This is a genomic window from Streptomyces sp. NPDC002853 (assembly GCF_053591915.1).
In genome coordinates, this window is record NZ_JBSFUS010000012.1 from 161066 (window position 1) to 185160 (window position 24095).

The 24095-nt window shown below is 70.2% G+C and carries 22 protein-coding genes; 15 read left to right on the plus strand and 7 right to left on the minus strand.

Annotated elements, in window-relative coordinates:
- Positions 1 to 11 precede the first annotated feature (11 nt).
- Entirely contained in the window at positions 12 to 245 is a 234-nt protein-coding gene (locus ACWD02_RS31340) for an Lrp/AsnC family transcriptional regulator (protein ID WP_016642988.1), read from the minus strand.
- A gap of 209 nt (positions 246 to 454) precedes the next feature.
- Here ACWD02_RS31340 and ACWD02_RS31345 point away from each other — a divergent pair, with 209 nt between their 5' ends.
- Positions 455 to 1423 (plus strand): thiamine-phosphate kinase, encoded by a 969-nt coding sequence (locus ACWD02_RS31345; protein WP_363212506.1) that lies wholly within the window; start codon positions 455 to 457, stop codon positions 1421 to 1423.
- 249 nt (positions 1424 to 1672) lie between these two features.
- Here ACWD02_RS31345 and rpmB read toward each other — a convergent pair whose 3' ends face one another.
- A complete protein-coding gene (gene rpmB, locus ACWD02_RS31350; RefSeq protein WP_160507429.1) occupies positions 1673 to 1858 on the minus strand; it encodes a 50S ribosomal protein L28 in 186 nt (61 codons plus the stop codon).
- 218 nt (positions 1859 to 2076) lie between these two features.
- Between rpmB and ACWD02_RS31355 the strand changes: the two genes are divergently transcribed.
- The 9 genes from ACWD02_RS31355 (at position 2077) to mutM (ending at position 11172) form a co-directional block, all read left to right on the plus strand.
- Positions 2077 to 3741: a DAK2 domain-containing protein gene (locus ACWD02_RS31355; protein WP_451216375.1), complete on the plus strand. Its 1665-nt coding sequence runs from the start codon at positions 2077 to 2079 to the stop codon at positions 3739 to 3741.
- A 70-nt stretch (positions 3742 to 3811) separates the two neighbouring features.
- Positions 3812 to 6004 carry an ATP-dependent DNA helicase RecG gene (gene recG / locus ACWD02_RS31360; RefSeq protein WP_451216378.1) on the plus strand — a complete coding sequence of 731 codons (2193 nt, stop codon included), beginning with the start codon at positions 3812 to 3814 and terminating at the stop codon, positions 6002 to 6004.
- 70 nt (positions 6005 to 6074) lie between these two features.
- Positions 6075 to 6668 carry a 16S rRNA (guanine(966)-N(2))-methyltransferase RsmD gene (rsmD, locus tag ACWD02_RS31365; RefSeq protein WP_451216380.1) on the plus strand — a complete coding sequence of 198 codons (594 nt, stop codon included), beginning with the start codon at positions 6075 to 6077 and terminating at the stop codon, positions 6666 to 6668.
- 26 nt (positions 6669 to 6694) lie between these two features.
- Positions 6695 to 7174, plus strand: a complete 480-nt coding sequence (gene coaD, locus ACWD02_RS31370) for a pantetheine-phosphate adenylyltransferase (protein ID WP_351165707.1) — start codon at positions 6695 to 6697, stop codon at positions 7172 to 7174.
- Positions 7175 to 7284: 110 nt separating this feature from the next.
- Positions 7285 to 8349 (plus strand): cell division initiation protein, encoded by a 1065-nt coding sequence (locus ACWD02_RS31375; protein WP_451216383.1) that lies wholly within the window; start codon positions 7285 to 7287, stop codon positions 8347 to 8349.
- 137 nt (positions 8350 to 8486) lie between these two features.
- Complete coding sequence (locus tag ACWD02_RS31380) at positions 8487 to 9164, plus strand: YceD family protein (RefSeq protein ID WP_451216386.1); 678 nt, start codon at positions 8487 to 8489, stop codon at positions 9162 to 9164.
- 2 nt (positions 9165 to 9166) lie between these two features.
- Positions 9167 to 9340, plus strand: coding sequence for a 50S ribosomal protein L32 (gene rpmF / locus ACWD02_RS31385; protein ID WP_003965982.1), 174 nt, complete (start codon positions 9167 to 9169; stop codon positions 9338 to 9340).
- A 7-nt stretch (positions 9341 to 9347) separates the two neighbouring features.
- On the plus strand, positions 9348 to 10205 hold the full coding sequence (rnc, locus tag ACWD02_RS31390) for a ribonuclease III (protein WP_451216389.1): 858 nt from the start codon (positions 9348 to 9350) through the stop codon (positions 10203 to 10205).
- A gap of 103 nt (positions 10206 to 10308) precedes the next feature.
- Positions 10309 to 11172 carry a bifunctional DNA-formamidopyrimidine glycosylase/DNA-(apurinic or apyrimidinic site) lyase gene (mutM, locus tag ACWD02_RS31395; protein ID WP_451216392.1) on the plus strand — a complete coding sequence of 288 codons (864 nt, stop codon included), beginning with the start codon at positions 10309 to 10311 and terminating at the stop codon, positions 11170 to 11172.
- Here the strand turns inward: mutM and ACWD02_RS31400 are convergent.
- Together ACWD02_RS31400 and ACWD02_RS31405 are read right to left on the minus strand one after the other, a co-directional pair.
- Positions 11142 to 11561, minus strand: coding sequence for a winged helix-turn-helix transcriptional regulator (locus tag ACWD02_RS31400; RefSeq protein ID WP_451216395.1), 420 nt, complete (start codon positions 11559 to 11561; stop codon positions 11142 to 11144). The genes mutM and ACWD02_RS31400 overlap by 31 nt on opposite strands.
- Positions 11562 to 11636: 75 nt before the next feature.
- Entirely contained in the window at positions 11637 to 12572 is a 936-nt protein-coding gene (locus tag ACWD02_RS31405) for a CAP domain-containing protein (RefSeq protein ID WP_451216818.1), read from the minus strand.
- 132 nt (positions 12573 to 12704) lie between these two features.
- Between ACWD02_RS31405 and ACWD02_RS31410 the strand changes: the two genes are divergently transcribed.
- From ACWD02_RS31410 to ACWD02_RS31425, 4 genes are all read left to right on the plus strand, one after another.
- A complete protein-coding gene (locus ACWD02_RS31410) occupies positions 12705 to 12986 on the plus strand; it encodes an acylphosphatase (RefSeq protein WP_361838089.1) in 282 nt (93 codons plus the stop codon).
- Between the two features lie 383 nt (positions 12987 to 13369).
- Positions 13370 to 13573 carry a hypothetical protein gene (locus ACWD02_RS31415; protein WP_135333243.1) on the plus strand — a complete coding sequence of 68 codons (204 nt, stop codon included), beginning with the start codon at positions 13370 to 13372 and terminating at the stop codon, positions 13571 to 13573.
- A gap of 250 nt (positions 13574 to 13823) precedes the next feature.
- Positions 13824 to 17387 carry a chromosome segregation protein SMC gene (gene smc, locus ACWD02_RS31420; RefSeq protein WP_451216400.1) on the plus strand — a complete coding sequence of 1188 codons (3564 nt, stop codon included), beginning with the start codon at positions 13824 to 13826 and terminating at the stop codon, positions 17385 to 17387.
- A 204-nt stretch (positions 17388 to 17591) separates the two neighbouring features.
- Positions 17592 to 19046 (plus strand): sugar porter family MFS transporter, encoded by a 1455-nt coding sequence (locus ACWD02_RS31425; RefSeq protein ID WP_451216403.1) that lies wholly within the window; start codon positions 17592 to 17594, stop codon positions 19044 to 19046.
- Positions 19047 to 19090: 44 nt separating this feature from the next.
- Here the strand turns inward: ACWD02_RS31425 and ACWD02_RS31430 are convergent, their stop codons facing one another.
- Positions 19091 to 20071, minus strand: coding sequence for an LLM class flavin-dependent oxidoreductase (locus tag ACWD02_RS31430; protein ID WP_451216406.1), 981 nt, complete (start codon positions 20069 to 20071; stop codon positions 19091 to 19093).
- 108 nt (positions 20072 to 20179) lie between these two features.
- Positions 20180 to 21625 (minus strand): purine-cytosine permease family protein, encoded by a 1446-nt coding sequence (locus ACWD02_RS31435; RefSeq protein WP_451216408.1) that lies wholly within the window; start codon positions 21623 to 21625, stop codon positions 20180 to 20182.
- Between the two features lie 198 nt (positions 21626 to 21823).
- On the opposite strand from ACWD02_RS31435, the gene ftsY reads away from it, so the two are divergent.
- On the plus strand, positions 21824 to 23032 hold the full coding sequence (ftsY, locus tag ACWD02_RS31440) for a signal recognition particle-docking protein FtsY (protein ID WP_451216411.1): 1209 nt from the start codon (positions 21824 to 21826) through the stop codon (positions 23030 to 23032).
- A gap of 87 nt (positions 23033 to 23119) precedes the next feature.
- Here the strand turns inward: ftsY and ACWD02_RS31445 are convergent, their stop codons facing one another.
- Positions 23120 to 23782: a bifunctional DNA primase/polymerase gene (locus ACWD02_RS31445; protein WP_451216414.1), complete on the minus strand. Its 663-nt coding sequence runs from the start codon at positions 23780 to 23782 to the stop codon at positions 23120 to 23122.
- Positions 23783 to 24095: the final 313 nt, after the last annotated feature.

Here is a 24095-nt window from a genome sequence, read left to right on the forward strand (position 1 = left end):
GTAGACGGGGGCTACAGGTGCACGACGGGGCAGGTCAGGGTCCGGGTGATGCCGTCCACTTGCTGGACTTTGGCGACCACCATGCGGCCGAGTTCGTCGACCGTGTCCGCCTGGGCGCGCACGATGACATCGTAGGGTCCGGTCACGTCCTCGGCCTGGATCACTCCTGGGATCTTGCCGATCAGCTCGGCGACGGTCGACGCCTTGCCGACCTCTGTTTGGATCAGGATGTACGCCTGTACCACGGAACCTCCAGGGCGGCCACGAGGATCATGTGGGGGGAAGGGACGCCACGGTACCGCGTCGCCGCTTCCCACGGGGAGACCCGGGGGAGCTGTGGCGCGCACATCGCGGTGGACGGGCAACAGAAGTTGACGATCATATCGAGCGTACCTATGACAGTGATGGCTCGCGACCGCAAGCCGAGCAGCGTGAAAGGGCATGGTGAGTCCCGGTGAAGGGAACCGTCGGCGAGTTGGGGGAGTTCGGGCTCATCAGGGAACTCACCTCCCGGCTCACGTCCACCCCGGCCGTCCGGCTCGGCCCCGGCGATGACGCCGCCGTCGTGTCGGCCCCCGACCGCAGGGTCGTGGCGAGCACCGACATCCTCCTGGAGGGGCGGCACTTCCGGCGCGACTGGTCGACCGCGTACGACGTGGGACGCAAGGCCGCCGCGCAGAACCTCGCGGACATCGCCGCCATGGGCGCCGTACCGACCGCGCTCCTGCTCGGCCTGGTCGTGCCCGCCGAACTCCCCGCCAGCTGGCCCACCGAGCTCATGGACGGCCTGCGTGACGAATGCCAGGTCGCCGGGGCCGCGGTCGTGGGCGGAGACGTCGTACGGGGCGACACGATCACCGTCGCGATCACCGCGCTCGGCGATCTGCGCAACCACGAGCCGGTCACGCGCGCGGGTGCTCAGCCCGGCGATGTCGTCGCCGTCACCGGCTGGTTGGGCTGGTCGGCCGCCGGGCACGCGGTGCTCTCCCGCGGCTTCCGTTCACCGCGCGCCTTCGTGGAGGCCCACCGCAGGCCCGAACCGCCGTACCACGCGGGCCCCGCGGCCGCCGGTCTCGGCGCCACCTCGATGACGGACGTGAGCGACGGCCTCATCGCCGACCTCGGCCACATCGCCGACTCCAGCAAGGTGCGCATCGACATCCGCTCCGGAGACGTCGACGTGCCCACCCAGATGAACGACATCGGCCAGGCCGTCGGCGTCGACCCGCTGCAGTGGGTGCTCAACGGCGGCGAGGACCACGCCATCGTGGCGACGTTCCCGCCGGACGTGAAGCTGCCCGCTCGCTGGAAGGTCATCGGCGAGGTCCTCAACCCCTCGGCACTGCCCCAGGTGACGGTGGACGGTGCGCCCTGGACCAGCAAGGGCTGGGACCACTTCGGGGACAACGGGGACGTGGAGTGAGCCGGGCGCGAGCACCGCGCCGCCCCGCGTCCTGACCGTCGCCGGGTCCGACGTCACGGCCGTCACCGCCGCCACCGCGCAGAACTCCCTGGGCCCGCAGGGCTTTTGGGAGCTGCCGGTGGCGGTTCCGGGGCCGGTGGAGGTCTGGGCGCATATGGTCTGGGCGCACACGGTCTGGGCGCACACGAAAGAGCCGGCCCCCGAGGGGACCGGCTCTTTCAGCAACCAGCTAGGTGGCCGCGCTGAGCGTCAGCGCGAGACCTTGCCGGCCTTGATGCACGAGGTGCAAGCGTTGAGCCGCTTCGGCGTCCCGCTGACCACGGCACGAACGCGCTGGATGTTCGGGTTCCAGCGACGGGACGTACGGCGGTGAGAGTGCGAGATGTTGTTGCCGAAGCTCGGCCCCTTGCCGCAGACGTCGCAGTTGGCAGCCACGGGTCACTCCAAGACTTCAGATGCACTTACGGTTAATCCCGGCATGCCGGGATCAGTGCAATGATCGTGGGTGGCGTTGCCAGGAGGAATGTCCCGATGGGTATCGGGCAACCGGAGCAGCATACAACGACTGCTTCGGTAGAACGAAACTACCATGTCTCGCCCCGGCCCCGCCCCGGGCCTTTCGCCCTTCCCGGTCTACGCTGCGTCCATTCCGGATGCCTTTAGGAGGCGAGCAGGTGCCGCAGAACCTCGACGCCGTCGCGGTGCGCGCCTGGTGCGGCCTCGCTCTGGACGCCCTGGGAAGGGCCCGCGAGGAGATCGACGCGATCAACGTCTATCCGGTCGCGGACGGAGACACCGGAACCAACCTCTATCTGACCGTGGAATCGGCGTCCCAGGCGGTCGACGCCGCCTTCACCGGCCTGGAGCCGACCCACCCCACGCTGGCCGAGGCCGCGCGGGCGATGGCGCACGGAGCGCTGATCGGGGCCCGCGGGAACTCGGGCACGATCCTGTCGCAGCTCCTGCGGGGGATGGCGCAGGTCCTGGGCGCCGACCGTGACACTGATCACGCCGACGGCCGGGCGCTGGCACTCGCGCTGCGCCGGGCCGCCGAGTCGGCCTACCAAGCGGTGGCCCACCCCGTGGAGGGCACGGTCCTGACGGTGGCGGCCGCCGCCGCCGACGCGGCCTCGGGCGCCGACGGCGACTGCGGGACGGTGGCGCGGGCCGCGTACGACGGTGCGTGCCGGGCGCTGGAAGCGACACCGGAGCAGCTCGCGGTCCTCGGCCGTGCGGGAGTGGTGGACGCCGGGGGTCGCGGGCTCGTCGCGGTGCTCGGGGCGCTCGTGGGGGCCCTGTCGGGCGGGACGCTGTCGCTGCGGGCCGCTTCCCCGCGGACGGCCGACGGCGCGGGCGCCGCCGTCGAGTGCCAGGACACCCCGGCCGACGGTGCGGCCCCCGCCTTCGAGGTCATCTACCTCCTGGAGGCCGACGACACGGCTGTGGCCCGGCTGCGGACGCGGCTCGACGGGCTCGGCGACTCGCTCGTGGTCGTCGGCGGCGACGGGTTGTGGAACGTCCACGTCCATGTGGACGACGCCGGTGCCGCCGTCGAGGCGGGCGTCGAGGCCGGGCGGCCCCACCGCATCCGCATCACCCACTTCGGGGTCGGCGACGCGCACACCGCCGGCGCCGCGCAGCCGCCCCGCGAGCGGGTGCAGCGCGGGATCGTCGCCGTCGTGCCGGGGGAGGGGCTCGCCGGGCTCTACGCCGACGCCGGGGCGACCACCGTGCCCACGCGCCCCGGGGAGCCGCCCGCCAGCGGAGAGCTCGTAGAAGCGATCCGGCGGGCCCACGCGCGCGAGGTGGTGCTCCTGCCGAACGACGCCGAGCTGCGCCACACCGCGGCCGCCGCGGCCGAGCAGGCCCGTACCGAAGGGGTGCGGGTCGCGCTGATCCCGACCCGGTCCGCGGTCCAGGGCATCGCGGCGCTGGCCGTGCACGAGCCGGACCGCCGCTTCGACGAGGACGTCGTCGCGATGACCTCGGCGGCCGGCGCGACGCGGTACGCCGAACTGGCCGTCGCCGAGCGGCAGTCGTGGACCATGGCGGGCATCTGCCAGGCCGGGGACGTCCTCGGCCTGATCGACGGCGACGTCGCGTTGATCGGCGACGACACCACGCGCACCGCACGGTCCGTGCTGGACCGGATGCTGGCGGCGGGCGGCGAGATGGTCACGCTGGTGCTCGGCGACGACGTGCCGGACAGCCTCGGCGACGAGCTGGAGAAGCATGTGCGCGAGGTGCACCTGGCGGTCGACACGGTGGTCTACCGCGGCGGACGCCAGTCGGCCCTGCTGCTGATCGGCGTGGAGTAGGCCTGCCTTCGGCAGTCCTGACCAGCGGATTTCGGGGACGTACGCCGAATTGTCAGTGGCGTGGTGTGCAATGGATCTCGTGCCCGCGCTCGAAGAACCCCTGAAGAAAGTGGTCGGTCCCGCCACCGCGAAGGTGATGGCCGAGCACCTGGACCTGCACACGGTCGGTGATCTGCTGCACCACTACCCGCGCAGATACGCGGAGCGGGGCGAGCTCACCCGCCTCGCCGAACTCCCGCTGGACGAGCACGTCACGGTGGTCGCCCAGGTCGCGACGGCGCGCATCCTGACGTTCAACGGCGGCAGGGGCCAGCGCCTCGAAGTGACGATCACCGACGGCAGCGGCCAGCTCCAGCTGGTCTTCTTCGGCCGTGGCATCCACAAGCCGCACAAGGACCTGCTGCCGGGCACGCGCGCGATGTTCGCGGGCAAGGCATCGGTCTTCAACCGCAAAATGCAGCTCGCCCACCCGGCGTACGAACTTCTGAAGGGCGACGCCGAGGACGCGGTCGACTCCTGGGCCGGCGCCCTCATCCCGATCTATCCGGCCACGGCGAAGCTGGAGTCCTGGAAGATCGCCAAGTCCGTCGACGCGGTCCTGCCCAGCGCCCAGGAGGCCGTCGACCCGCTGCCGCCGAGCCTGCGCGAGGGACGGGAGCTGATCCCGCTCCCCGAAGCGCTCCTGAAGATCCACCGGCCGCAGACCAAGGCGGACATCGCAGCCGCCCGGGACCGCCTGAAGTGGGACGAGGCCTTCGTCCTCCAGGTGGCCCTGGCCCGCCGGAGGTACGCGGACGCGCAACTCCCCGCGACCGCCCGCCGCCCCCGCGAGGGCGGCCTGCTCGACGCCTTCGACGCCAAGCTGCCCTTCACCCTCACCGAGGGCCAGGAGAAGGTCTCCAAGGAGATCTTCGACGACCTGGCGACCGAACACCCGATGCACCGCCTCCTCCAGGGAGAAGTGGGCAGTGGGAAGACGATGGTCGCCCTGCGCGCCATGCTCGCCGTCGTCGACGCGGGCGGGCAGGCCGCGATGCTCGCGCCGACCGAAGTCCTCGCCCAGCAGCACCACCGCTCGATCACCGAGATGATGGGCGAGCTCGCCGAGGGCGGCATGCTCGGCGGCTCGGACCACGGCACGAAGGTCACGCTGCTCACCGGCTCCATGGGCGCGGCAGGCCGCCGTCAGGCCCTGCTCGACCTGGTCACCGGCGAGGCGGGGATCGTCATCGGCACCCACGCGCTGATCGAGGACAAGGTCCAGTTCCACGACCTCGGCCTGGTCGTCGTCGACGAGCAGCACCGCTTCGGCGTCGAGCAGCGCGACGCCCTGCGCGGCAAGGGCAAGCAGCCCCCGCACCTCCTCGTCATGACGGCCACGCCCATTCCGCGCACGGTCGCGATGACGGTCTTCGGCGACCTGGAGACCTCGGTCCTGGACCAGCTCCCCGCCGGACGCTCGCCGATCGCCAGCCATGTCGTACCGGCCGAGGACAAGCCCCACTTCCTGGCGCGCGCGTGGGAGCGCGTGCGCGAGGAGGTCGAGAACGGCCACCAGGCGTACGTCGTGTGTCCCCGGATCGGTGACGAGGACGACGACCCGAAGAAGGCCAAGAAGAAGGCCGAAGAGGAGGCCACCGCCGAGAAGCGACCCCCGCTCGCCGTCATCGAGGTCGCCGAGCAGCTCGCCCGGGGCCCGCTGAGCGGCCTCAGGGTCGAGGTCCTGCACGGCCGCATGCAGCCCGACGACAAGGACGCGGTGATGCGCCGCTTCGCCGCGGGCGAGACCCAGGTCCTGGTCGCGACGACGGTCATCGAGGTCGGCGTGAACGTCCCGAACGCCACCGCCATGGTGATCATGGACGCCGACCGCTTCGGCGTATCGCAGCTGCACCAGCTGCGCGGCCGCGTCGGCCGTGGCTCGGCCCCCGGCCTCTGCCTCCTGGTCACCGAGATGCCCGAGGCGAGCCCCGCCCGCGGCCGCCTCGCGGCCGTGGCCGCCACGCTCGACGGCTTCGAGCTCTCCCGGATCGACCTGGAGCAGCGCCGCGAGGGCGACGTACTGGGCCAGGCGCAGTCCGGTGTCCGCTCCAGCCTGCGCATGCTCGCCGTCATCGAGGACGAGGAGATCATCGCCGAGGCCCGCGAGGAGGCGGTTTCGGTGGTCTCGGCCGACCCGGACCTGGAACACCTGCCCGAGCTGCGCACCGCCCTCGACGCCCTCCTGGACGACGAGCGCGAGCAGTATCTCGACAAGGGCTGACAGGCGGCGCGGGCGCCGGGACTGAGACACTGGGGCCGGACCACCCGTACGTACACCGACAAGGACTCAGATGACCCGCGTGATCGCCGGTGTGGCCGGCGGACGTCGCCTCGCCGTCCCGCCAGGGAACGGCACACGGCCCACGACCGACCGTGCGCGCGAGGGCCTGTTCTCCACCTGGCAGGCCCTGCAGGGCACGCTGGACGGCGCGCGCGTCCTCGACCTGTACGCGGGGTCCGGAGCCATCGGCCTCGAAGCGCTCTCGCGCGGCGCGGGCCACGCCCTGCTGGTCGAGGCGGACACCCGCGCGGTGCGCACCGTCCGGGAGAACGTGAAGTCGATCGGCCTGCCCGGCGCCGAGGTCAGGGCGGGCAAAGCGGCCCAGATCATCCAGGGCGGCGCCCCCAACACCCCGTACGACCTGGTCTTTCTCGACCCTCCGTACGTCGTCACCGATGACGATCTTCGCGAGATACTGCTCACACTCCGCGCCGGGGGCTGGCTCACGGACGATGCGCTCGTCACCGTTGAACGCAGTACCAGAGGCGGAGAATTCAGCTGGCCCGACGGCTTCGAAGCACTGAGGTCCCGTCGCTACGGCGAAGGCACGTTTTGGTACGGTCGCGCCGCCTCTACGTGCGACGACTCAGTGATCGCGCCATGACCGGACCGGAGAGCGAGGGACTTCAGTTGCGCCGCGCCGTCTGTCCGGGGTCATTCGACCCCATCACCAATGGACACCTCGACATCATCGCCCGCGCCTCCCGGCTGTACGACGTGGTGCACGTCGCGGTGATGATCAATCAGTCGAAGAAGGGCCTGTTCACCGTCGACGAGCGGATCGAGCTGATCCGCGAGGTGACCGCCGACTTCGGGAACGTCGAGGTCGAGTCCTTCCACGGCCTGCTCGTCGACTTCTGCAAGCAGCGCGACATCCCCGCCATCGTCAAGGGCCTGCGCGCGGTCAGCGATTTCGACTACGAGCTCCAGATGGCCCAGATGAACAACGGCCTCTCGGGTGTCGAGACCCTCTTCGTGCCCACCAACCCGACCTACAGCTTCCTGTCCTCCTCGCTCGTCAAGGAGGTCGCGGCCTGGGGCGGTGACGTCGCCCACCTGCTGCCGCCGGTGGTCCACGAGGCGCTGGTGGAGCGCATCGGCAAGAAGTGACGGACCACCGGGTCAACTGACAGCCCGTCACCCGGTGTCGGGCGGCCGCCGTCTGGCCTTACAGTCGTGCCGTCCGTCTCCAACCAGCTGTAGAGAGTGGCGAGCACACGGTGGACGTGCAGAAGAAGATCGATGAGATCGTCGACGCGGTCGGCAGTGCCCGGTCCATGCCGATGTCGGCCTCGTGCGTGGTCAACCGCGCCGATCTGCTGTCGATGCTCGAAGAGGTGCGCCAGGCGCTGCCCGGCTCCCTCGCCCAGGCCCAGGAGCTCATCGGCGGCCGCGAGCAGATGGTCGAGCAGGCCCGCCAGGAGGCGGAGCGGATCATCGAGACCGCCCACGCGGAGCGCGGCTCGCTGATCTCCGACACGGAGGTCGCCCGCAACTCCCAGGGCGAGGCCGAACGCATCCTCGCCGAGGCCCGCCAGGCCGCCGAAGAGGTCCGCGTCGAGGCCGACGACTACGTGGACAGCAAGCTGGCCAACTTCGAGGTCGTCCTCACCAAGACCCTCGGCTCGGTCGGCCGCGGCCGCGAGAAGCTCCTCGGCACCGGCCCCGGCCTCGACGAGCAGGGCTACGAGGACGAGGACGCCCCGCAGCGCAGCCACGACCCCGAGACCCTGCGCCGCGACGCCGACGCGTACGTCGACGCCAAGCTCGGCGCCTTCGAGGCGGTCCTCGCCAAGACCCTGGAGGCGGTCGGCCGCGGCCGCCAGACGCTGCACGGCCGTGCGCCCGCCGACGACCTCGCGGGCCTCGCCGAGGGCCTTGCCTCCCAGGCGCACACCACGGACGCCGAGTACCTCGCGGGCCTCACCGACCCCACGGCCCCCGCGGCACCCGCCCCCGCGGCCCCGCAGCCGCCCCAGGCGCCCCCGCAGATCCCGGCCCAGCAGCCGTACGCGCCGCCCCAGCAGGAGCCTGACCCGTACGCGTACCAGCAGCAGGACCAGTACGGCTACCAGCAGCAGTACGCCCAGCAGGACCCGTACGGCTATCAGCAGCAGGATCCGTACGGCTACGCGCAGCAGGGGTACGACCAGACCCAGCAGCAGGGCTACGCGGAGCCGCAACCACAGCAGCACCAGGCGCCCGGCGTGCTCGACGAGACCAGCCTCTTCGACACCGGCATGATCACGGCGGAGCAGCTGCGCCAGTACGAACAGGGCCGCTGACGCCCGGTTCGCGATGCACGAGGGACCGGATTGGGCCGTGAGCGAAAGGTCCAGTATCCTGGCTCTTCGGTCGCGCGTACGTCCGCGATCCAGGCTGCCCGGCTAGTGAGCGAAGCTCACGACGGGGGCGGCCCTCCTTGAACCTCCAGGATTCGAAAGCAGGAAAAGCCCTGAGTGCTCGCCTTGACCACCGCAACCCACTCGTGTTCGACACACACGAGCTGGGTCGGCGTCCCGGTGCGCTGCAGCGGCTGACCCGTTCCGTCGAGGCGCCCGGTTCGCCGGCCGTCCTCGGCATCGAAGGGGTCATCGGAGTGCCGACAGGTGCTCCGGTCGAGCTGAAGATCCGTCTTGAGTCGGTCATGGAAGGGGTGCTTGTCACAGGCACCGCCCGTGCGTCGGCCGAGGGGGAGTGCGTAAGGTGTCTGGAGCCGCTGAAGCTTGAGGTGGAAGCGGATTTCCAGGAGATGTTCTCGTACCCTGACGCCGACGACCGGGGCCGCACCGCGGAACCGGCCGACGACGCCGAGGACGACGAGGACAGGCTCTATCTCGAGGACGGCTTGTTCGACCTCGAGCCTGTGCTGCGTGATGCGGTGGTGCTTGCGCTGCCGATGCAGCCGGTGTGCCGGGACGACTGTCCGGGCCTGTGTTCCCAGTGCGGGGCACGGCTCGCGGACGATCCGGACCACCACCATGACGCCGTCGACATTCGTTGGGCGGCATTGCAGGGACTCGCCGGGACCATCCAGGACGGCGAGAAGGACGACGTGAGCGGCGCCGAAGCCGGCGTCGACGAGAAGCAGGAGAAGTAGCCGTGGCTGTTCCGAAGCGGAAGATGTCGCGCAGCAACACGCGCCACCGCCGGTCGCAGTGGAAGGCTGCGGTCCCCACCCTGGTTTCGTGTGAGCGTTGCCAGGAGCCGAAGCTGCAGCACATCGCGTGCCCGAGCTGCGGCACGTACAACAAGCGCCAGGTCCTCGAGGTCTGAGCGGCTGGTGAGAGGCACCGTGTCTAGCCACAAGATGGCGGATGACGCCAAGGCGGAGAACGCCAAGAAGCAGGCGGAAAACACGGCCTCGTCCCACACGCTTTTGGAAGGGCGGCTCGGGTACAAACTCGAGTCCGCCCTTCTGGTGCGTGCACTGACCCACCGTTCGTACGCGTACGAGAACGGCGGTCTGCCGACGAATGAGCGGCTCGAGTTCCTCGGGGACTCGGTGCTCGGTCTCGTCGTCACGGACACGCTCTATCGCACCCACCCCGACCTGCCCGAAGGCCAGCTGGCCAAGTTGCGGGCCGCGGTGGTCAATTCGCGTGCGCTGGCGGAGGTCAGTCGTGGCCTCGAACTCGGCCTCTTCATCCGGCTCGGCCGGGGCGAAGAGGGCACGGGTGGCCGGGACAAGGCATCCATCCTCGCCGACACCCTTGAAGCGGTGATCGGCGCGGTCTATCTGGACCAGGGTCTGGACGCGGCGGGCGAGCTGGTGCACCGGCTCTTCGACCCGCTGATCGAGAAGTCCTCGAACCTGGGCGCGGGCCTGGACTGGAAAACCAGCCTCCAGGAGCTCACCGCGACCGAGAGCCTCGGCGTTCCCGAGTATCTCGTCACGGAGAGCGGCCCGGACCACGAGAAGACCTTTACTGCTGCCGCCCGCGTCGGAGGCGTCTCGTACGGCACCGGCACCGGCCGCAGCAAGAAGGAAGCGGAGCAGCAGGCCGCGGAGTCCGCTTGGCGCGAGATTCGCGCTGCGGCGGATGAGCGGATCAAGGCTGCGGAGATTGCCGCCGCTGCGCCGGCTGCTGCTCCCGCTGCCGCGGAGGTTGACGGGGCTGCTGAAGCTTCGTCCGCCTGAACCGCTTTACCGTTGGTGCCGGTTGCCCTTTGGGCGGCCGGCACCAGCCTTTTCGCCGCGTTTTTTCCCGCCCACCCACCCGATTGCCCCGGAGTGAATACCCGTGCCCGAGCTGCCCGAAGTTGAAGTCGTTCGGCGTGGGCTTGAGCGGTGGGTGGCTCATCGCACCGTCGCCGATGCCGAGGTGCTGCATCCGCGTGCCGTGCGGCGGCACCTCGCGGGCGGTGACGACTTCGGTCTCCGTCTCAAGGGCCACCGGGTCGGTACGGCCATGCGGCGCGGGAAGTATCTCTGGCTGCCCCTCGAGGACAGCGGCACCTCGATCCTCGCCCATCTCGGCATGAGCGGGCAGTTGCTCGTCCAGCCCCAAGAGGCGCCCGACGAGAAGCACTTGAGGATCCGCGTGCGGTTCGCCGACGCGCTCGGCACCGAGCTGCGCTTCGTCGACCAGCGGACCTTCGGCGGACTCTCGCTGCACGAGAACACCCCGGACGGGCTGCCGGACGTCATCGCGCACATCGCACGCGACCCGCTCGACGAGCTCTTCGACGACGAGGCTTTCCACGCCGCGCTGCGCCGACGGCGTACGACGATCAAACGGGCCCTGCTCGACCAGTCGTTGATCAGCGGCGTCGGCAACATCTACGCGGACGAGGCCCTTTGGCGGGCGAAGCTGCACTACGAGCGTCCCACCGCCACGTTCACGCGCCCGCGCACGGCCCAACTCCTGGGCCACGTAAGGGACGTGATGAACGCGGCGCTGGCTGTCGGCGGCACGAGCTTCGACAGCCTGTACGTGAACGTGAACGGCGAGTCCGGATATTTCGAGCGGTCGCTCGACGCCTATGGACGTGAGGACGAGCCGTGCCGCCGCTGCGGTACGCCGATGCGCCGGCGCCCCTGGATGAACCGCTCCAGCTATTTCTGCCCGCGCTGTCAGCGGCCGCCGGTCGCCCGCTTGTCGTAGCGGTCGCGGGCTTCGAGCACGCCGTCCATCCTGCCTTCCACGAAGTGGATCAGGCCCATCAGGCGGTCGGTGATCTCCCGTCCCAGCGGGGTCAGCTCATAGTCCACCCGCGGCGGGTTCGTGGGCTGCGCCTCGCGGTGGACCAGGCCGTCGCGCTCAAGGGCGTGCAGCGTCTGGGACAGCATCTTCTCGCTCACGCCGTCGACCCGGCGGCGCAGTTCGTTGAAACGGAACGTGCCGTCGTGCAGCGCGCCCAGGGTGAGTGCGCCCCAGCGTCCGGTGACGTGCTCCAGGGTGCCGCGCGAGGGGCACTGCTTGGAGAACACGTCGTACGCCAGGTCCTGGGCGTCGTCGGCCCGGGTGGCGTCGGTCTGAGCGGGGGAGTCCATGCCTCAAGCATACTCCCGCACAGCGCTGACTCAGGGGTTGCGCTAACCGAGAGTTAGCGCAAGTGATGCCGTGCTCTAGAAGCCGAAGTCCTGCGTCCACCACGGGCCGCCCGGCGCGAAGTGCGCGCCCACGCCCAGGGTCTTGTAGTCGCAGTTGAGGATGTTCGCCCGGTGGCCGGGGCTGTTCATCCAGGCGTCCATCACGGACTGGGCGTTGGCCTGGCCCCGGGCGATGTTCTCGCCGCCCAGGTCCGATATCCCGGCCTTCTCGGCGCGGTCCCACGGGGTCGCGCCGTCCGGGTCGGTGTGGTCGAAGAAGTCGCGCTCGGCCATGTCCGCGCTGAAGTCACCGGCGAGCGAGGCGAGCGAGGCGTCGCCGCTCACGGGGGAGCAGCCCACCTTGGCCCGCTCCTGGTTGACCAGGGTGAGCACGTCCGCCTCGGCGACGCTCTCCGCGGACGGTGACTTCGAGCCGGTGGACGGCGGGGCCTGGGTTTTCTCGGCGGGCTTGCGCGACGGGCTCGGGGGCGTCGTCTTCTTCTTCTCGTCGGTCCGGGGCGCGGGCGTCTTGGTCGACGGCTTCTTCGACGGCTCGGCCGAGGGCTTCTCGGTGGACTGCGAGGGGGTGGGGGCCGGGGCGTCCGGGCGCTCGGAGCCGCGGCTCGGCGGGGCCGACTCGCGCTCGGCGGTGCCGGTGTCGCCGCCCTGAGGGGACACCTCGCTGGGAGTCGTGGCGGCACGCACCTTGTTCGAGTCGCCGCCACCGCCCAGGGAGTAGTTGTCGGCGCCCGGGATCAGGCCGGACGCGACCGCCACGGCGCCCATCGCCACGGCTGCCGAGACCCCGAGCAGACCGGTGCGCACCGGTGCGGCACGGCCTTTGCGGCGGTGTGACACGGTGGCGGGGCGGGGCTCCGGGACGCCGGCGTGCCCGCCCGCGTATGTGTCGGAGACCCCAGTGGCGCGGCCGGTGGCGGCTGCCCCTGCGCCGGAGCGTCGGTGGCGTCCCATCTCCTGGCCTTCCTCGTCCTCAGCGGTCAACGTGGCTCACCCATACGAGTGAGGCTCATCGAGTCGGGACTGTACGCGATGGCGCATGGGGACGAAGTGCTCCGAGAGCAATTGGCCGGTTAGCGTGCACCCATGAACGAAGAAGTCAGAGTCACGGCCTGGGTGCGTGGCCAGGTGCAAGGCGTGGGTTTCCGCTGGTTCACGCGGGCCAAGGCTCTGGAGATCGGGGGTCTGAGTGGTTTTGCTCTCAATTTGGAGGACGGCCGTGTGCAGGTCGTCGCCGAGGGTCCCCGCGCGGGTGCCCAGGGGCTGCTCGACTGGCTGCGTACGGGCGACACACCCGGCCGCGTCGACGGTGTCACTGAGATCTGGGACACTCCGCGTGGCATCTACGACACCTTCGCGATTCGCTGACGGAGAGCTGTCGGGCGGGCCCGCTCCCGTGGGGCCCTGGCAACTGCCCGGGGCAGAAAACGCCTGGTGGTTGCCAAGAACGCCCCGTCGTGGCAGGCTCCCGGGTGAAGGATGATCGACACGCCCTCAGGGCCCCGCAGCAGAGGCAGCGCCGCCGTTCCAACGGCCGCAGGCCCCCGGGTTGCCCGCCAATACGGGGCGTGATCGTGTTGACCGTCAAACTTTTTGGTGAGACTCTGGAAGCCCCGCGCACCTTAGCTGTTTGGCATGTGAGAACGGCCCTGCAAGACCAGCAAGAACAACGAGTGCCAAGCACCGCGGGTGCGATTCCCTCACGACCCACACCGCTTCGGTCGGTCACTCATTGTGGAGGACCATCCATCATGGCAAAGGCGCTTCTCGGTTACGTCGGCGGTTCCGACCCGCGACTTCTCGCCGAGATGCGACGGCTCCAGCAACGCGTCCAGGACCTGGAATCTGAGCTCGTGAAGATCCAGGCCGAGAACGACGCGCTCGCGGCTGCCGCTTCTCACGAATCGCTCCTGGAGAGCATCGACGTACCCCAGGCGGAGCCTGCGCTCACCTGACCATCACCTTCAGCAAGGCGCACACCTCGCACGACCGCGCGTAACGCCTGTTCGCGTCACGCGATCTCCGGTCTGTGGGATGCCTGTTAACGCATGTGGTCAGGCTGCCCATGTCAGCCGCTTGTCCAGATCTGCAAGGGACGCTTCGGCGTCCCTTCTTTCTTGTCGCCGCATGGCCCTATTCCGTTACACCTGATGTGCCCTGCATGTTCCTGGGTGAAACGGTCAGTGAAAGGTAGAGTCCCGGGGCGTGCACCTCAAGGCCCTGACACTGCGCGGTTTCAAATCCTTCGCGTCGGCGACGACGCTGAAGTTCGAGCCGGGCATCACCTGCGTCGTCGGACCGAACGGCTCCGGCAAGTCCAATGTCGTGGACGCGCTGTCCTGGGTCATGGGTGAGCAGGGCGCCAAGTCGCTGCGCGGCGGCAAGATGGAGGACGTCATCTTCGCCGGCACCACCGGGCGCCCGCCGCTCGGCCGTGCCGAGGTGTCCCTCACCATCGACAACTCCGACGGCGCGCTGCCCATCGAGTACGCCGAGGTCACCATCACGCGGATCATGTTCCGCAACGGCGGCAGCGAGTACCAGATCAACGGGGACACCTGCCGGCTGCTCGACATCCAGGAACTGCTCTCCGACTCCGGCATCGGGCGCGAGATGCACGTCATCGTCGGCCAGGGCCAGCTCGACGGCGTGCTGCACGCCGACCCCATGGGCCGCCGCGCCTTCATCGAGGAGGCCGCGGGCGTCCTCAAGCACCGCAAGCGCAAAGAGAAGGCGCTGCGCAAGCTCGACGCGATGCAGGCCAACCTCGCGCGCGTACAGGACCTGACCGACGAACTGCGGCGTCAGCTCAAGCCCCTCGGCCGGCAGGCCGCCGTGGCGCGCAGGGCCGCCGTCATCCAGGCCGATCTGCGCGACGCCCGCCTGCGGCTGCTCGCCGACGACCTCGTCCGCATGCGGGACGCGCTGCGGACCGAGGTCGCCGACGAGGCGGAGCTCAAGCGGCGCAAGGACACCGCCGAGGCCGAGCTGAAGAAGGCGCTCCAGCGGGAGGCGGAGCTCGAGGACGAGGTGCGCCGCCTCACGCCACGGCTGCAGCGGGCGCAGCAGACGTGGTACGAGCTGTCGCAGCTGGCCGAGCGGGTGCGCGGCACGGTGTCCCTTGCCGACGCCCGGGTCAAGAGCGCCACCGCCGCGCCCCCCGAGGAGCGGCGTGGCCGTGACCCCGAGGACATGGAGCGCGAGGCCGCGCGGATCCGCGAGCAGGAGGCGGAGCTCGAAGCCGCCCTGGAGGCCGCGGAGCACGCCCTTGAGGACACCGTCGGCCACCGTGCCGACCTGGAGCGGGAGCTGGCCGTCGAGGAGCGCCGCCTCAAGGACGTCGCCCGGGCCATCGCCGACCGGCGTGAAGGGCTCGCCCGGCTGAACGGCCAGGTCAACGCGGCGCGCTCGCGGGCGGGCTCCGCGCAGGCCGAGATCGACCGGCTCGCCGTGGCGCGTGACGAGGCGGGGGAGCGCGCGGTCGCCGCCCAGGAGGAGTACGAGCAGCTGAAGGCGGAGGTCGACGGGCTTGACGCCGGTGACGCGGAGCTCGGCGAGCGGCACGACGAGGCGAAGCGTTCCCTCACCCAGGCCGAGGGCGCGCTGACCGCCGCCCGGGAGGCGGCGACCGCCGCCGAACGCAAGCGCGCCGCGGTCGCCGCCCGGCACGAGGCGCTCGCGCTCGGGCTGCGGCGCAAGGACGGGACGGGGGCGCTGCTCGCCGCCACGGACCGGCTGGCGGGGCTGCTCGGCCCCGCCGCCCAGCTGCTGTCGATCACCCCGGGTTACGAGGTCGCGGTCGCGGCGGCGTTCGGTGCGGCGGCGGACGCGATCGCCGTGACCACGCCCGCTTCGGCGGCGGAAGCCATCCGCCTGCTGCGCAAGCAGGACGCGGGGCGGGCCGCGCTGCTCCTCGCGGGGGCGCCGGAAGCCGACCCCGGTGACGCACGCCGGGGGAGTGCCGAAGGGCCGCCCATGGTGGCCGAACTGGTGCGCGGGCCGGAGGAGTTGATGCCCGCGGTGCGGCGGTTGCTGCGGGGGATGGTCGCCGTCGGCACCCTTGAGGACGCCGAGGACTTCGTCTACGCCCACCCGGAGCTCACCGCCGTCACCACCGAAGGCGACCTGCTCGGGGCGCACTTCGCTCAGGGCGGGTCGGCCGGGGCGCCCAGCCTGCTCGAAGTGCAGGCATCCGTCGATGAGGCGGCCGCCGAGCTCGAGCAACTCGCCCAGCAGTGCGAGGAGTTGGCGCACGCCCAGCAGGAGGCCGGCGAGCGGCGCAAGGAGGTGGCCGCGCTCGTCGAGGAGTTGGGGGAGCGCAGGCGCGCCGCCGACCGGGAGAAGTCCGCCGTGGCCCAGCAGTTGGGGGCGCTCGCCGGACAGGCGCGCGGCGCCGCGGGCGAGGCCGAGCGCAGTGCGGCGGCCGCGGCGAAGGCTCAGGAGGCGCTGGACAAGGCCGTCGAGGACGCCGAGGAGCTGGCCGAGCGGCTCGCCGTGGCGGAGGAGGCTCCGGTCGAGGAGGAGCCCGACACTTCCGTACGTGACCGGCTCGCCGCCGATGGGGCCAATGCCCGGCAGACCGAGATGGAGGCCAGGCTCCAGGTGCGTACGCACGAGGAGCGGGTGAAGGGCCTGGCGGGACGCGCCGACTCGCTGGACCGGGCCGCGCGCGCCGAACGTGAGGCACGCGCGCGTGCCGAGCAGCGCAAGGCCCGGATGCGGCACGAGGCCGCGGTCGCCGAGGCCGTCGCCCATGGCGCGCGGCAACTGCTCGCGCACGTCGAGGTGTCCCTCGTACGGGCGGCGGAGGAACGTGCCGCCGCCGAGCGCGCCAAGGAGGTGCGGGAGCGGGAGCTGGCCGCCGAGCGGGGCCGGGGGCGTGACCTCAAGGCCGAGCTCGACACATTGACGGATTCAGTCCACCGCGGCGAGGTACTCGGTGCCGAGAAGCGGCTGCGGATCGAGCAGCTGGAGTCCAAGGCACTGGAGGAACTCGGTGTGGAACCGGCAGGACTCGTGTCCGACTACGGCCCCGACCAGCTCGTGCCGCCCTCCCCCGCGGCCGAGGGCGAGGAGCTCCCGGACGACCCGGAGCACCCGCGCAACCGGCCCGTGCCGTACGTCCGCGGTGAGCAGGAGAAGCGGCTGCGGTCAGCCGAACGGGCGTACCAGCAGCTCGGGAAGGTGAACCCGCTGGCCCTCGAGGAGTTCGCCGCGCTGGAGGAGCGTCACAAGTTCCTCAGCGAGCAGCTCGAGGACCTGAAGAAGACGCGGGCGGACCTCCTGCAAGTGGTGAAGGAGGTCGACGAGCGCGTCGAGCAGGTTTTCACCGAGGCGTACCGGGACACCGCACGTGAGTTCGAGGGCGTCTTCTCGCGGCTCTTCCCGGGCGGCGAGGGACGGCTCGTCCTGACCGACCCCGACAACATGCTCGCCACGGGTGTCGACGTCGAGGCGCGCCCGCCCGGCAAGAAGGTCAAGCGTCTCTCGCTGCTCTCCGGCGGCGAGCGGTCGCTGACCGCCGTCGCGCTGCTCGTCTCGATCTTCAAGGCGCGGCCGAGTCCCTTCTACGTGATGGACGAGGTCGAGGCCGCGCTCGACGACACCAACCTGCAGCGGCTCATCCGGATCATGGAGGAGCTGCAGGAGGCCTCACAGCTCATCGTGATCACGCACCAGAAGCGGACCATGGAGGTCGCCGACGCGCTGTACGGCGTGTCCATGCAGGGTGACGGCGTCTCGAAGGTGATCAGTCAGCGCCTCCGGTAGCCCCTTGCCGACGTGCTCCGTCACCCCATCTCCATAACTTCAAGACTTGAACGAACCACGCCTCGGGAGTCCCTGAAAGTCACAGGAACCCAGGTATTGACTTCGAAACTTGAAGGCATAGTCTCTGCAACGTTGCTTTTACCTTCAGGTGGTGGGCGGCGTGAAGTTGTGCGCCACTTGAAGTGCTCACCCCCACCCCCGGCGATGTTGCCGGTGGCCCGAGGAGTCCATGTGACCAGCACAACGAAGGCGCCGCAGCCCGGCCACGGCAGAGAGGCCCAGCCGGACCATCTCGGCCATGTCATCTTCATTACGGCGGCCGCCGCGATGGGTGGCTTCCTGTTCGGCTACGACAGTTCGGTGATCAATGGCGCGACCGTCGCCATCCAGCACCGATTCGATGTCGACGCCAACATGCTCGGCTGGATCATCGCCACCGCACTGCTCGGCTGTGCCGTCGGTGCCGCGATCGCCGGCCGGATCGCCGACCGCATCGGCCGCATCCGCTGCATGCAGATCGCCGCCGTCCTCTTCGCGGCGAGCGCCGTCGGTTCGGCCCTGCCGTTCGCGGCGTGGGACCTGACGATGTGGCGCTTCATCGGCGGCATCGGCATCGGCATGGCGTCCGTCATCGGCCCGGCCTACATCGCCGAGGTCGCACCGCCCGCCTACCGAGGCCGCCTCGCCTCGTTCCAGCAGGCCGCGATCGTCATCGGCATCGCCGTCTCCCAGCTGGTCAACTGGGCCATCCTGAACATGGCGGACGGCGACCAGCGCGGCAAGCTCCTGGGCCTCGAGGCCTGGCAGCTGATGCTCGGCGTCATGGTCATCCCGGCCCTCCTCTACGGCCTGCTCTCCTTCGCGATCCCCGAGTCGCCGCGCTTCCTCATCTCGGTCGGCCGCAACACCGAGGCCAAGAAGGTCCTCGGCGAGGTCGAGGGAACCAAGATCGACCTCGACGCCCGCGTCACCGAGATAGAGGAGGGCATGCGCCGCGAGCACAAGTCCTCGTTCAAGGACCTGCTCGGCAAGGTCGGCTTCCTGCCGATCGTCTGGATCGGCATCGGCCTCTCGGTGTTCCAGCAGCTCGTCGGCATCAACGTGATCTTCTACTACTCGAACCAGCTGTGGCAGTCGATCGGCAAGGACCCGAGCAGCTCGTTCCTGTACTCGTTCGAGACGTCGATCGTGAACATCATCGGCACGGTCATCGCGATGATCTTCGTCGACCGCATCGGCCGCAAGCCGCTGGCCATCATCGGCTCGGCAGGCATGGCGCTCGCGCTCTTCACCTGCGCCTGGGCGTTCTCCTACCGCACCGGCAGCGGCGACAACGTCTCGCTGCCGGACGCGCAGGGCCTGACGGCCATCATCGCCGCCAACTTCTTCGTGCTCTTCTTCGCCCTCTCCTGGGGCGTGGTGGTCTGGGTGCTGCTCGGCGAGATCTTCCCCAACCGGATCCGCGCCGCCGCGCTCGGTGTGGCCGCGTCGGCCCAGTGGCTCGCCAACTTCGCGATCACCAAGACGTTCCCGAGCATGTCCGAGTGGAGCCTGACCGGCTCGTACATCATCTACGGGGCCTTCGCCCTGATCTCGATCCCCTTCGTCATGAAGTTCGTCAAGGAGACGAAGGGCAAGACCCTGGAGGAGATGGGCTAATCCCCGCTGCCCCTCCTCTGAGGAAGCTGCCCCGGTTCAAGGACCTATTCCTTGAGCCGGGGCAGTACGTTTTCGCAGAAGTGGTGCAGGCTGCGCCATCCCTCGTCGACCGGCATCCCTCCCGAGAGCGGATGCAGCACGAGATTGGCCGCGCCACCCTGCACGTACGCCACGCACTCGTCGGGCGTCAGGACGCGGTAGACGCCCTCGGTGCGCAGCTCCTCGACCGTGGTGGCGCTCGACTTCACCGCCGAGCGGATGTCCTTGGACTGCCAGGAGGCGTACGTACGGGCCTCGTGCAGGAAGTGCTCGCCGTGCTCGGCCCAGGTGCGGTCGGGGTCGTCCGCGATGTGCAGGAGCGGGGTCTCGGCGGCGGGCATCATCGTCCAGCCCTCGGTGCCGTACTCAGCGAGGCGTGCGTTGTAGTACGCCTCAAGCTCCGGCAGATGGGCGCTGGGGAAGAACGGCAGGCCGAGCCGGGCCGCGCGCCGGGCCGCCGCCTGCGAGGAGCCGCCGACCAGGAGCATCGGGTGGGGCTGGGTGTACGGGCGCGGGGTGACGCGCACGGTGCGGCCGCGGAACTCGAAGGGCTCACCCGTCCACGCCTGCAGAAGGGTCTCCAGGAGCTCGTCCTGGAGCCTGCCGCGCCGCTTCCAGTCGACGTCGAACGCGGCGTACTCCTCGGGCCGGTAGCCGATCCCCGCCACCGTGACCAGACGGCCGCCGCTCAGCAGATCGAGTACGGCGATGTCCTCGGCGAGCCGCAGCGGATCGTGCAGCGGGCCGATGATCGCGGAGACCGTGACCGCGATGCGCCGGGTCGCGCCGAAGACCGCGCCGGCGAAGGTGAAGGGCGAGGGCAGCCAGTTGTTGCCGACGCCGTGGTGTTCCTCGGTCTGCACGGTGGAGATGCCCCGGTCGTCGGCGTACGTGGCCATCTCCAGGGCGGCCTTGTAGCGCTCGCTCAGCGAGGAGGGCGTGGCATCCGGATCGACGAGGTTGAAGCGTACGACTGTGACGGGCATGGAAAACGTCCCCCTTCACCGTGTGCGGGCGAAGAGGGACGTTAGATGACGTGGTGTCAGATGACCAGGGTCCGGGGGCAGTTGCTCCGGATCAGGCGCGGAACGGTCTCAGGCCGAGACCAGCTCCGTGTCGCCCTCGCCCTTGCTCTGGGGGGCCTCGGCGGCCGGGGTCCTCGGAAGCACCGCGTACAGCGCGGCCGCGATGAGGATGGTGGCCAGCCAGCCCAGGCCGTTGCGGCCGATCCAGGAGGTGGCGAGCGGGCCGCTGAACCAGTCGACCTTCGTGAAGAGCAGCCCGACCACCAGGGCGATCGCCCACGCCGTCATGGCCTGCCAGGCGAAGCCCGCCTTGTACCAGTAGGCGCTGGTGCGCTTGGTGTCCATCAGCGCCTCGCCGTCGTACGTCTTCCTGCGCAGCATGTCGACGCCGAAGACGCCGATCCAGGCGGAGAACGCGACGGCGAGCAGGGTCAGGAAGGAGATGAACGAGCCGATGAAGCTGGTGGCCACGTTCATCAGGAGGTAGCCGAAGATCAGGCTGATGATGGCGTTGATGGAGACCGCCCACGTGCGCGGGACCTTGATGCCCAGCGTCATCGCGGTGAAGCCCGCGGAGTACATCGACATCGAGTTGATCAGGAGCATGCCGATCAGGGCCATCACCAGGTACGGCACGGCGATCCACGTCGGAAGCAGCTGGCCGAGGAAGGAGACCGGGTCCGAGGCGTCCGACAGGCTCGGCGTGCTGACCGCCATGACCGCGCCCATCAGGACCATGGGGACGACGACGATGCCGGCGCCTCCGATGGCGTTGCCCACCAGGGCCTTGTTGGAGGCCTTGCGCGGGAGGTAGCGGGTGAAGTCCGGGCCCGTGGGGACCCAGCTGATGCCGCCCGCGGCGATCACGCCGACGCCCGCGACCATCGCCGCGGTGGAGCCCGCGGACCGCGAGAAGACGTCCGACCAGGGGGTGTTGGCCACCAGATAGACGAGCACGAGGACGCTGAACGCGCCGAAGAGGTACGTGGCCCAGGTGTTGCAGATGTGCAGGACCTTGCGGCCCAGGCCGCTGATGACGAACGTGGCGGCGACGAAGGCGATCAGCGTCACGACCGTCAGCCACGTGCTGGACTTCACGCCGAAGCAGATGTCCAGGACGGTGATGATCGCGTACGCGCCCGTCACCGCGTTGATCGTCTCCCAGCCCCAGCGGGCGACCCAGATCAGCGCGCCGGGGAAGAGGTTGCCCCGCTGGCCGAAGACCGCGCGCGAGAGCGTCATGCCGGGGGAGCCGCCGCGCTTGCCCGCGATGGAGATCAGGCCGACCATGCCGTAGCTGAGAAGGGGCGAGACCAGGGCGACGACCAGGGCCTGCCAGAAGTTGAGACCGTTGGTCACGATGAGACCCGCGCCCATGGTGAGCAGCAGGACGCTGATGTTGGCCGCCACCCAGGTGGGGAACAGCTCGCGGGTCCGGCCCGTGCGCTCGGAGTCGGGGACGGGCTCGAGGCCGCGTGTCTCCAGGGCGCCTTCGGTTTCGGCGGTGGTGCTCATGGGGTGGGGTCCGTGCCTCTCGCTCGGATCGCAACGTCGCGATCCGTCCGTGGGGGTGATCGGGTTGGACTCTACGCGCGTTGATACGGAGAGCTCCATCGTACTTTAGTCCGAGTAGTGCCCTCTATGAGCTTATGTTCTTTGGAGGAAGCTACAGCCTGAGCTCCTGTTGCCCCCATGGCTGATACTGGGTGGGTTATGGAAATCGTCATCCTTGCTGTAGTCATCGCCGTGGTCGTGATCGGCGCGCTCGGCGGGCTCGTGATCGGCAGCCGCAAGAAGAAGCAGCTGCCGCCGCAGGCCCCGTCGTCCACGCCCACCATCACCGCTCCTCCGGCCGAGCCGCATGTCGGCGACGAGGCCGAGACGCCGCGCGACGAACCGCGCCGCACGATCGAGGAGGTGGAACTTCCGCTCGCCGAGCCTTCGGCGTCGGCCCCGGTCGTCATCGAGGAGCCGGCCGCTCCGGAGGTCGAGACCCCGGAACCCACGGCAGGTCGCCTGGTCCGTCTGCGCTCGCGCCTCTCGCGCTCGCAGAACGCACTCGGCAAGGGGCTGCTCACGCTCCTCTCCCGCGAGCACCTGGACGACGACACCTGGGAGGAGATCGAGGACACGCTCCTCACCGCCGACGTCGGTGTCGCCCCCACGCAGGAACTGGTCGAGCGGCTCCGCGAGCGCGTCCGCGTGCTCGGCACCCGCACCCCCGACGACCTGCGCACGCTGCTGCGCGAGGAACTCGTGGCGCTGGTCGACCCGGACCTCGACCGCACGGTCAAGACCGAGTCGGGCCTGGAGACGCCCGGCATCGTGATGGTCGTCGGCGTGAACGGCACCGGCAAGACCACCACCACCGGCAAGCTCGCCCGCGTACTGGTCGCCGACGGCCGCTCCGTGGTCCTCGGCGCCGCCGACACGTTCCGCGCCGCCGCCGCCGACCAGCTGCAGACCTGGGGCGAGCGCGTCGGCGCCCGTACGGTGCGCGGCCCCGAGGGCGGTGACCCCGCGTCGATCGCCTTCGACGCGGTCAAGGAAGGCATCGCGGAGGGCGCGGACGTCGTCCTCATCGACACCGCGGGCCGCCTGCACACCAAGACCGGCCTGATGGACGAGCTCGGCAAGGTCAAGCGCGTCGTCGAGAAGCACGCACCGCTCGACGAGGTGCTGCTCGTCCTGGACGCCACGACCGGGCAGAACGGCCTGGTGCAGGCGCGGGTCTTCGCCGAGGTCGTCGACATCACCGGCATCGTCCTGACGAAGCTGGACGGCACGGCCAAGGGCGGCATCGTCGTCGCGGTCCAGCGCGAGCTGGGCGTGCCGGTGAAGCTGGTCGGGCTCGGCGAGGGCGCGGACGACCTGGCGCCGTTCGAGCCCGAGGCGTTCGTCGACGCGCTGATCGGCGAGTAGCCACCCGGCGTCCAGTGCCGCACACGAAGAAATGCCCCACCCCGGGGTGCAGCCGGGGCGGGGCATTTCGTGTGCGGGCTCCGGACGCTACGCCGGTGAGCGATGAGCCACGTACGCCAGGGTTCCGAGGAGCAGCCGTGCCTGCGGGGGATGCGTCGCCGAGTCCAGGTCCGGGGCGCGGAGCCAGCGGACCGGGCCGAGGCCCGCGCGGTCGGAGGGCGGGGCCGTGATGTGCGTGCCGGGGCCCAGGCCGTGCAGGTCGATGCCGGCGTCGTCCCAGCCCATGCGGTAGAGCAGCTGGGGGAGTTCGGCGGCGGCGCCGGGGGCGACGAAGAAGTGTGCGCGGCCCTCCGGGGTGGCGGCCACCGGGCCGAGCGGCAGGCCCATGCGCTCCAGGCGGACCAGCGCCCTGCGGCCTGCCGCCTCGGCCACCTCGATGACGTCGAAGGCGCGGCCCACGGGCAGCAGTACGGCGGCGCCCGGGAACTGTGTCCAGGCCTCGGTCACTTCGTCGAGCGTCGCCCCGGCGGGTACCTCGGGGGCGAACTCCAGGGGGTGGGCGCCGGGGGTGGCGCAGTCGGCCGCGCCGCAGGAGCAGCGGCCGGCCAGGGCGCGTGCGCCGGGGACCGCGGCCCATCCCCACAGTCCGGTGTACTCCGCCACCGCGGTGCAGTCCGACGTGCGGCCGCGCCGCCGTGAACCGGTGCGAGGCTTGTCGGTTCCCCGGATGCCGCCGATCGTGAAGCCCATGCCCCCTCCAACGGGTCGAGCGCGGTGTGGTTACGTGACGGAATCGGATCGTGACCCTGTGTTTTTGTGCGGGCTGTGCAGGCGCGCGGTAGCCAAAAGGGGGTGCACCCGTTCATGCGCGCCCCGAAGTGCTCCCTTCCGCCCACCTTCGGTCGTCCACTGTCAAGTCAATCGCTTGTCACGGCCCGGGAGTTCATTCGAAGGGGTGGCGAATGGTGGCGTTTCCGCGATCGCCCTCGCCGGAGGGGTGATCGTAGGATTACTTTCAGTACACGGGCCCTGAGTGCCGTGCACTTGTGGGTATGCCGGAGGC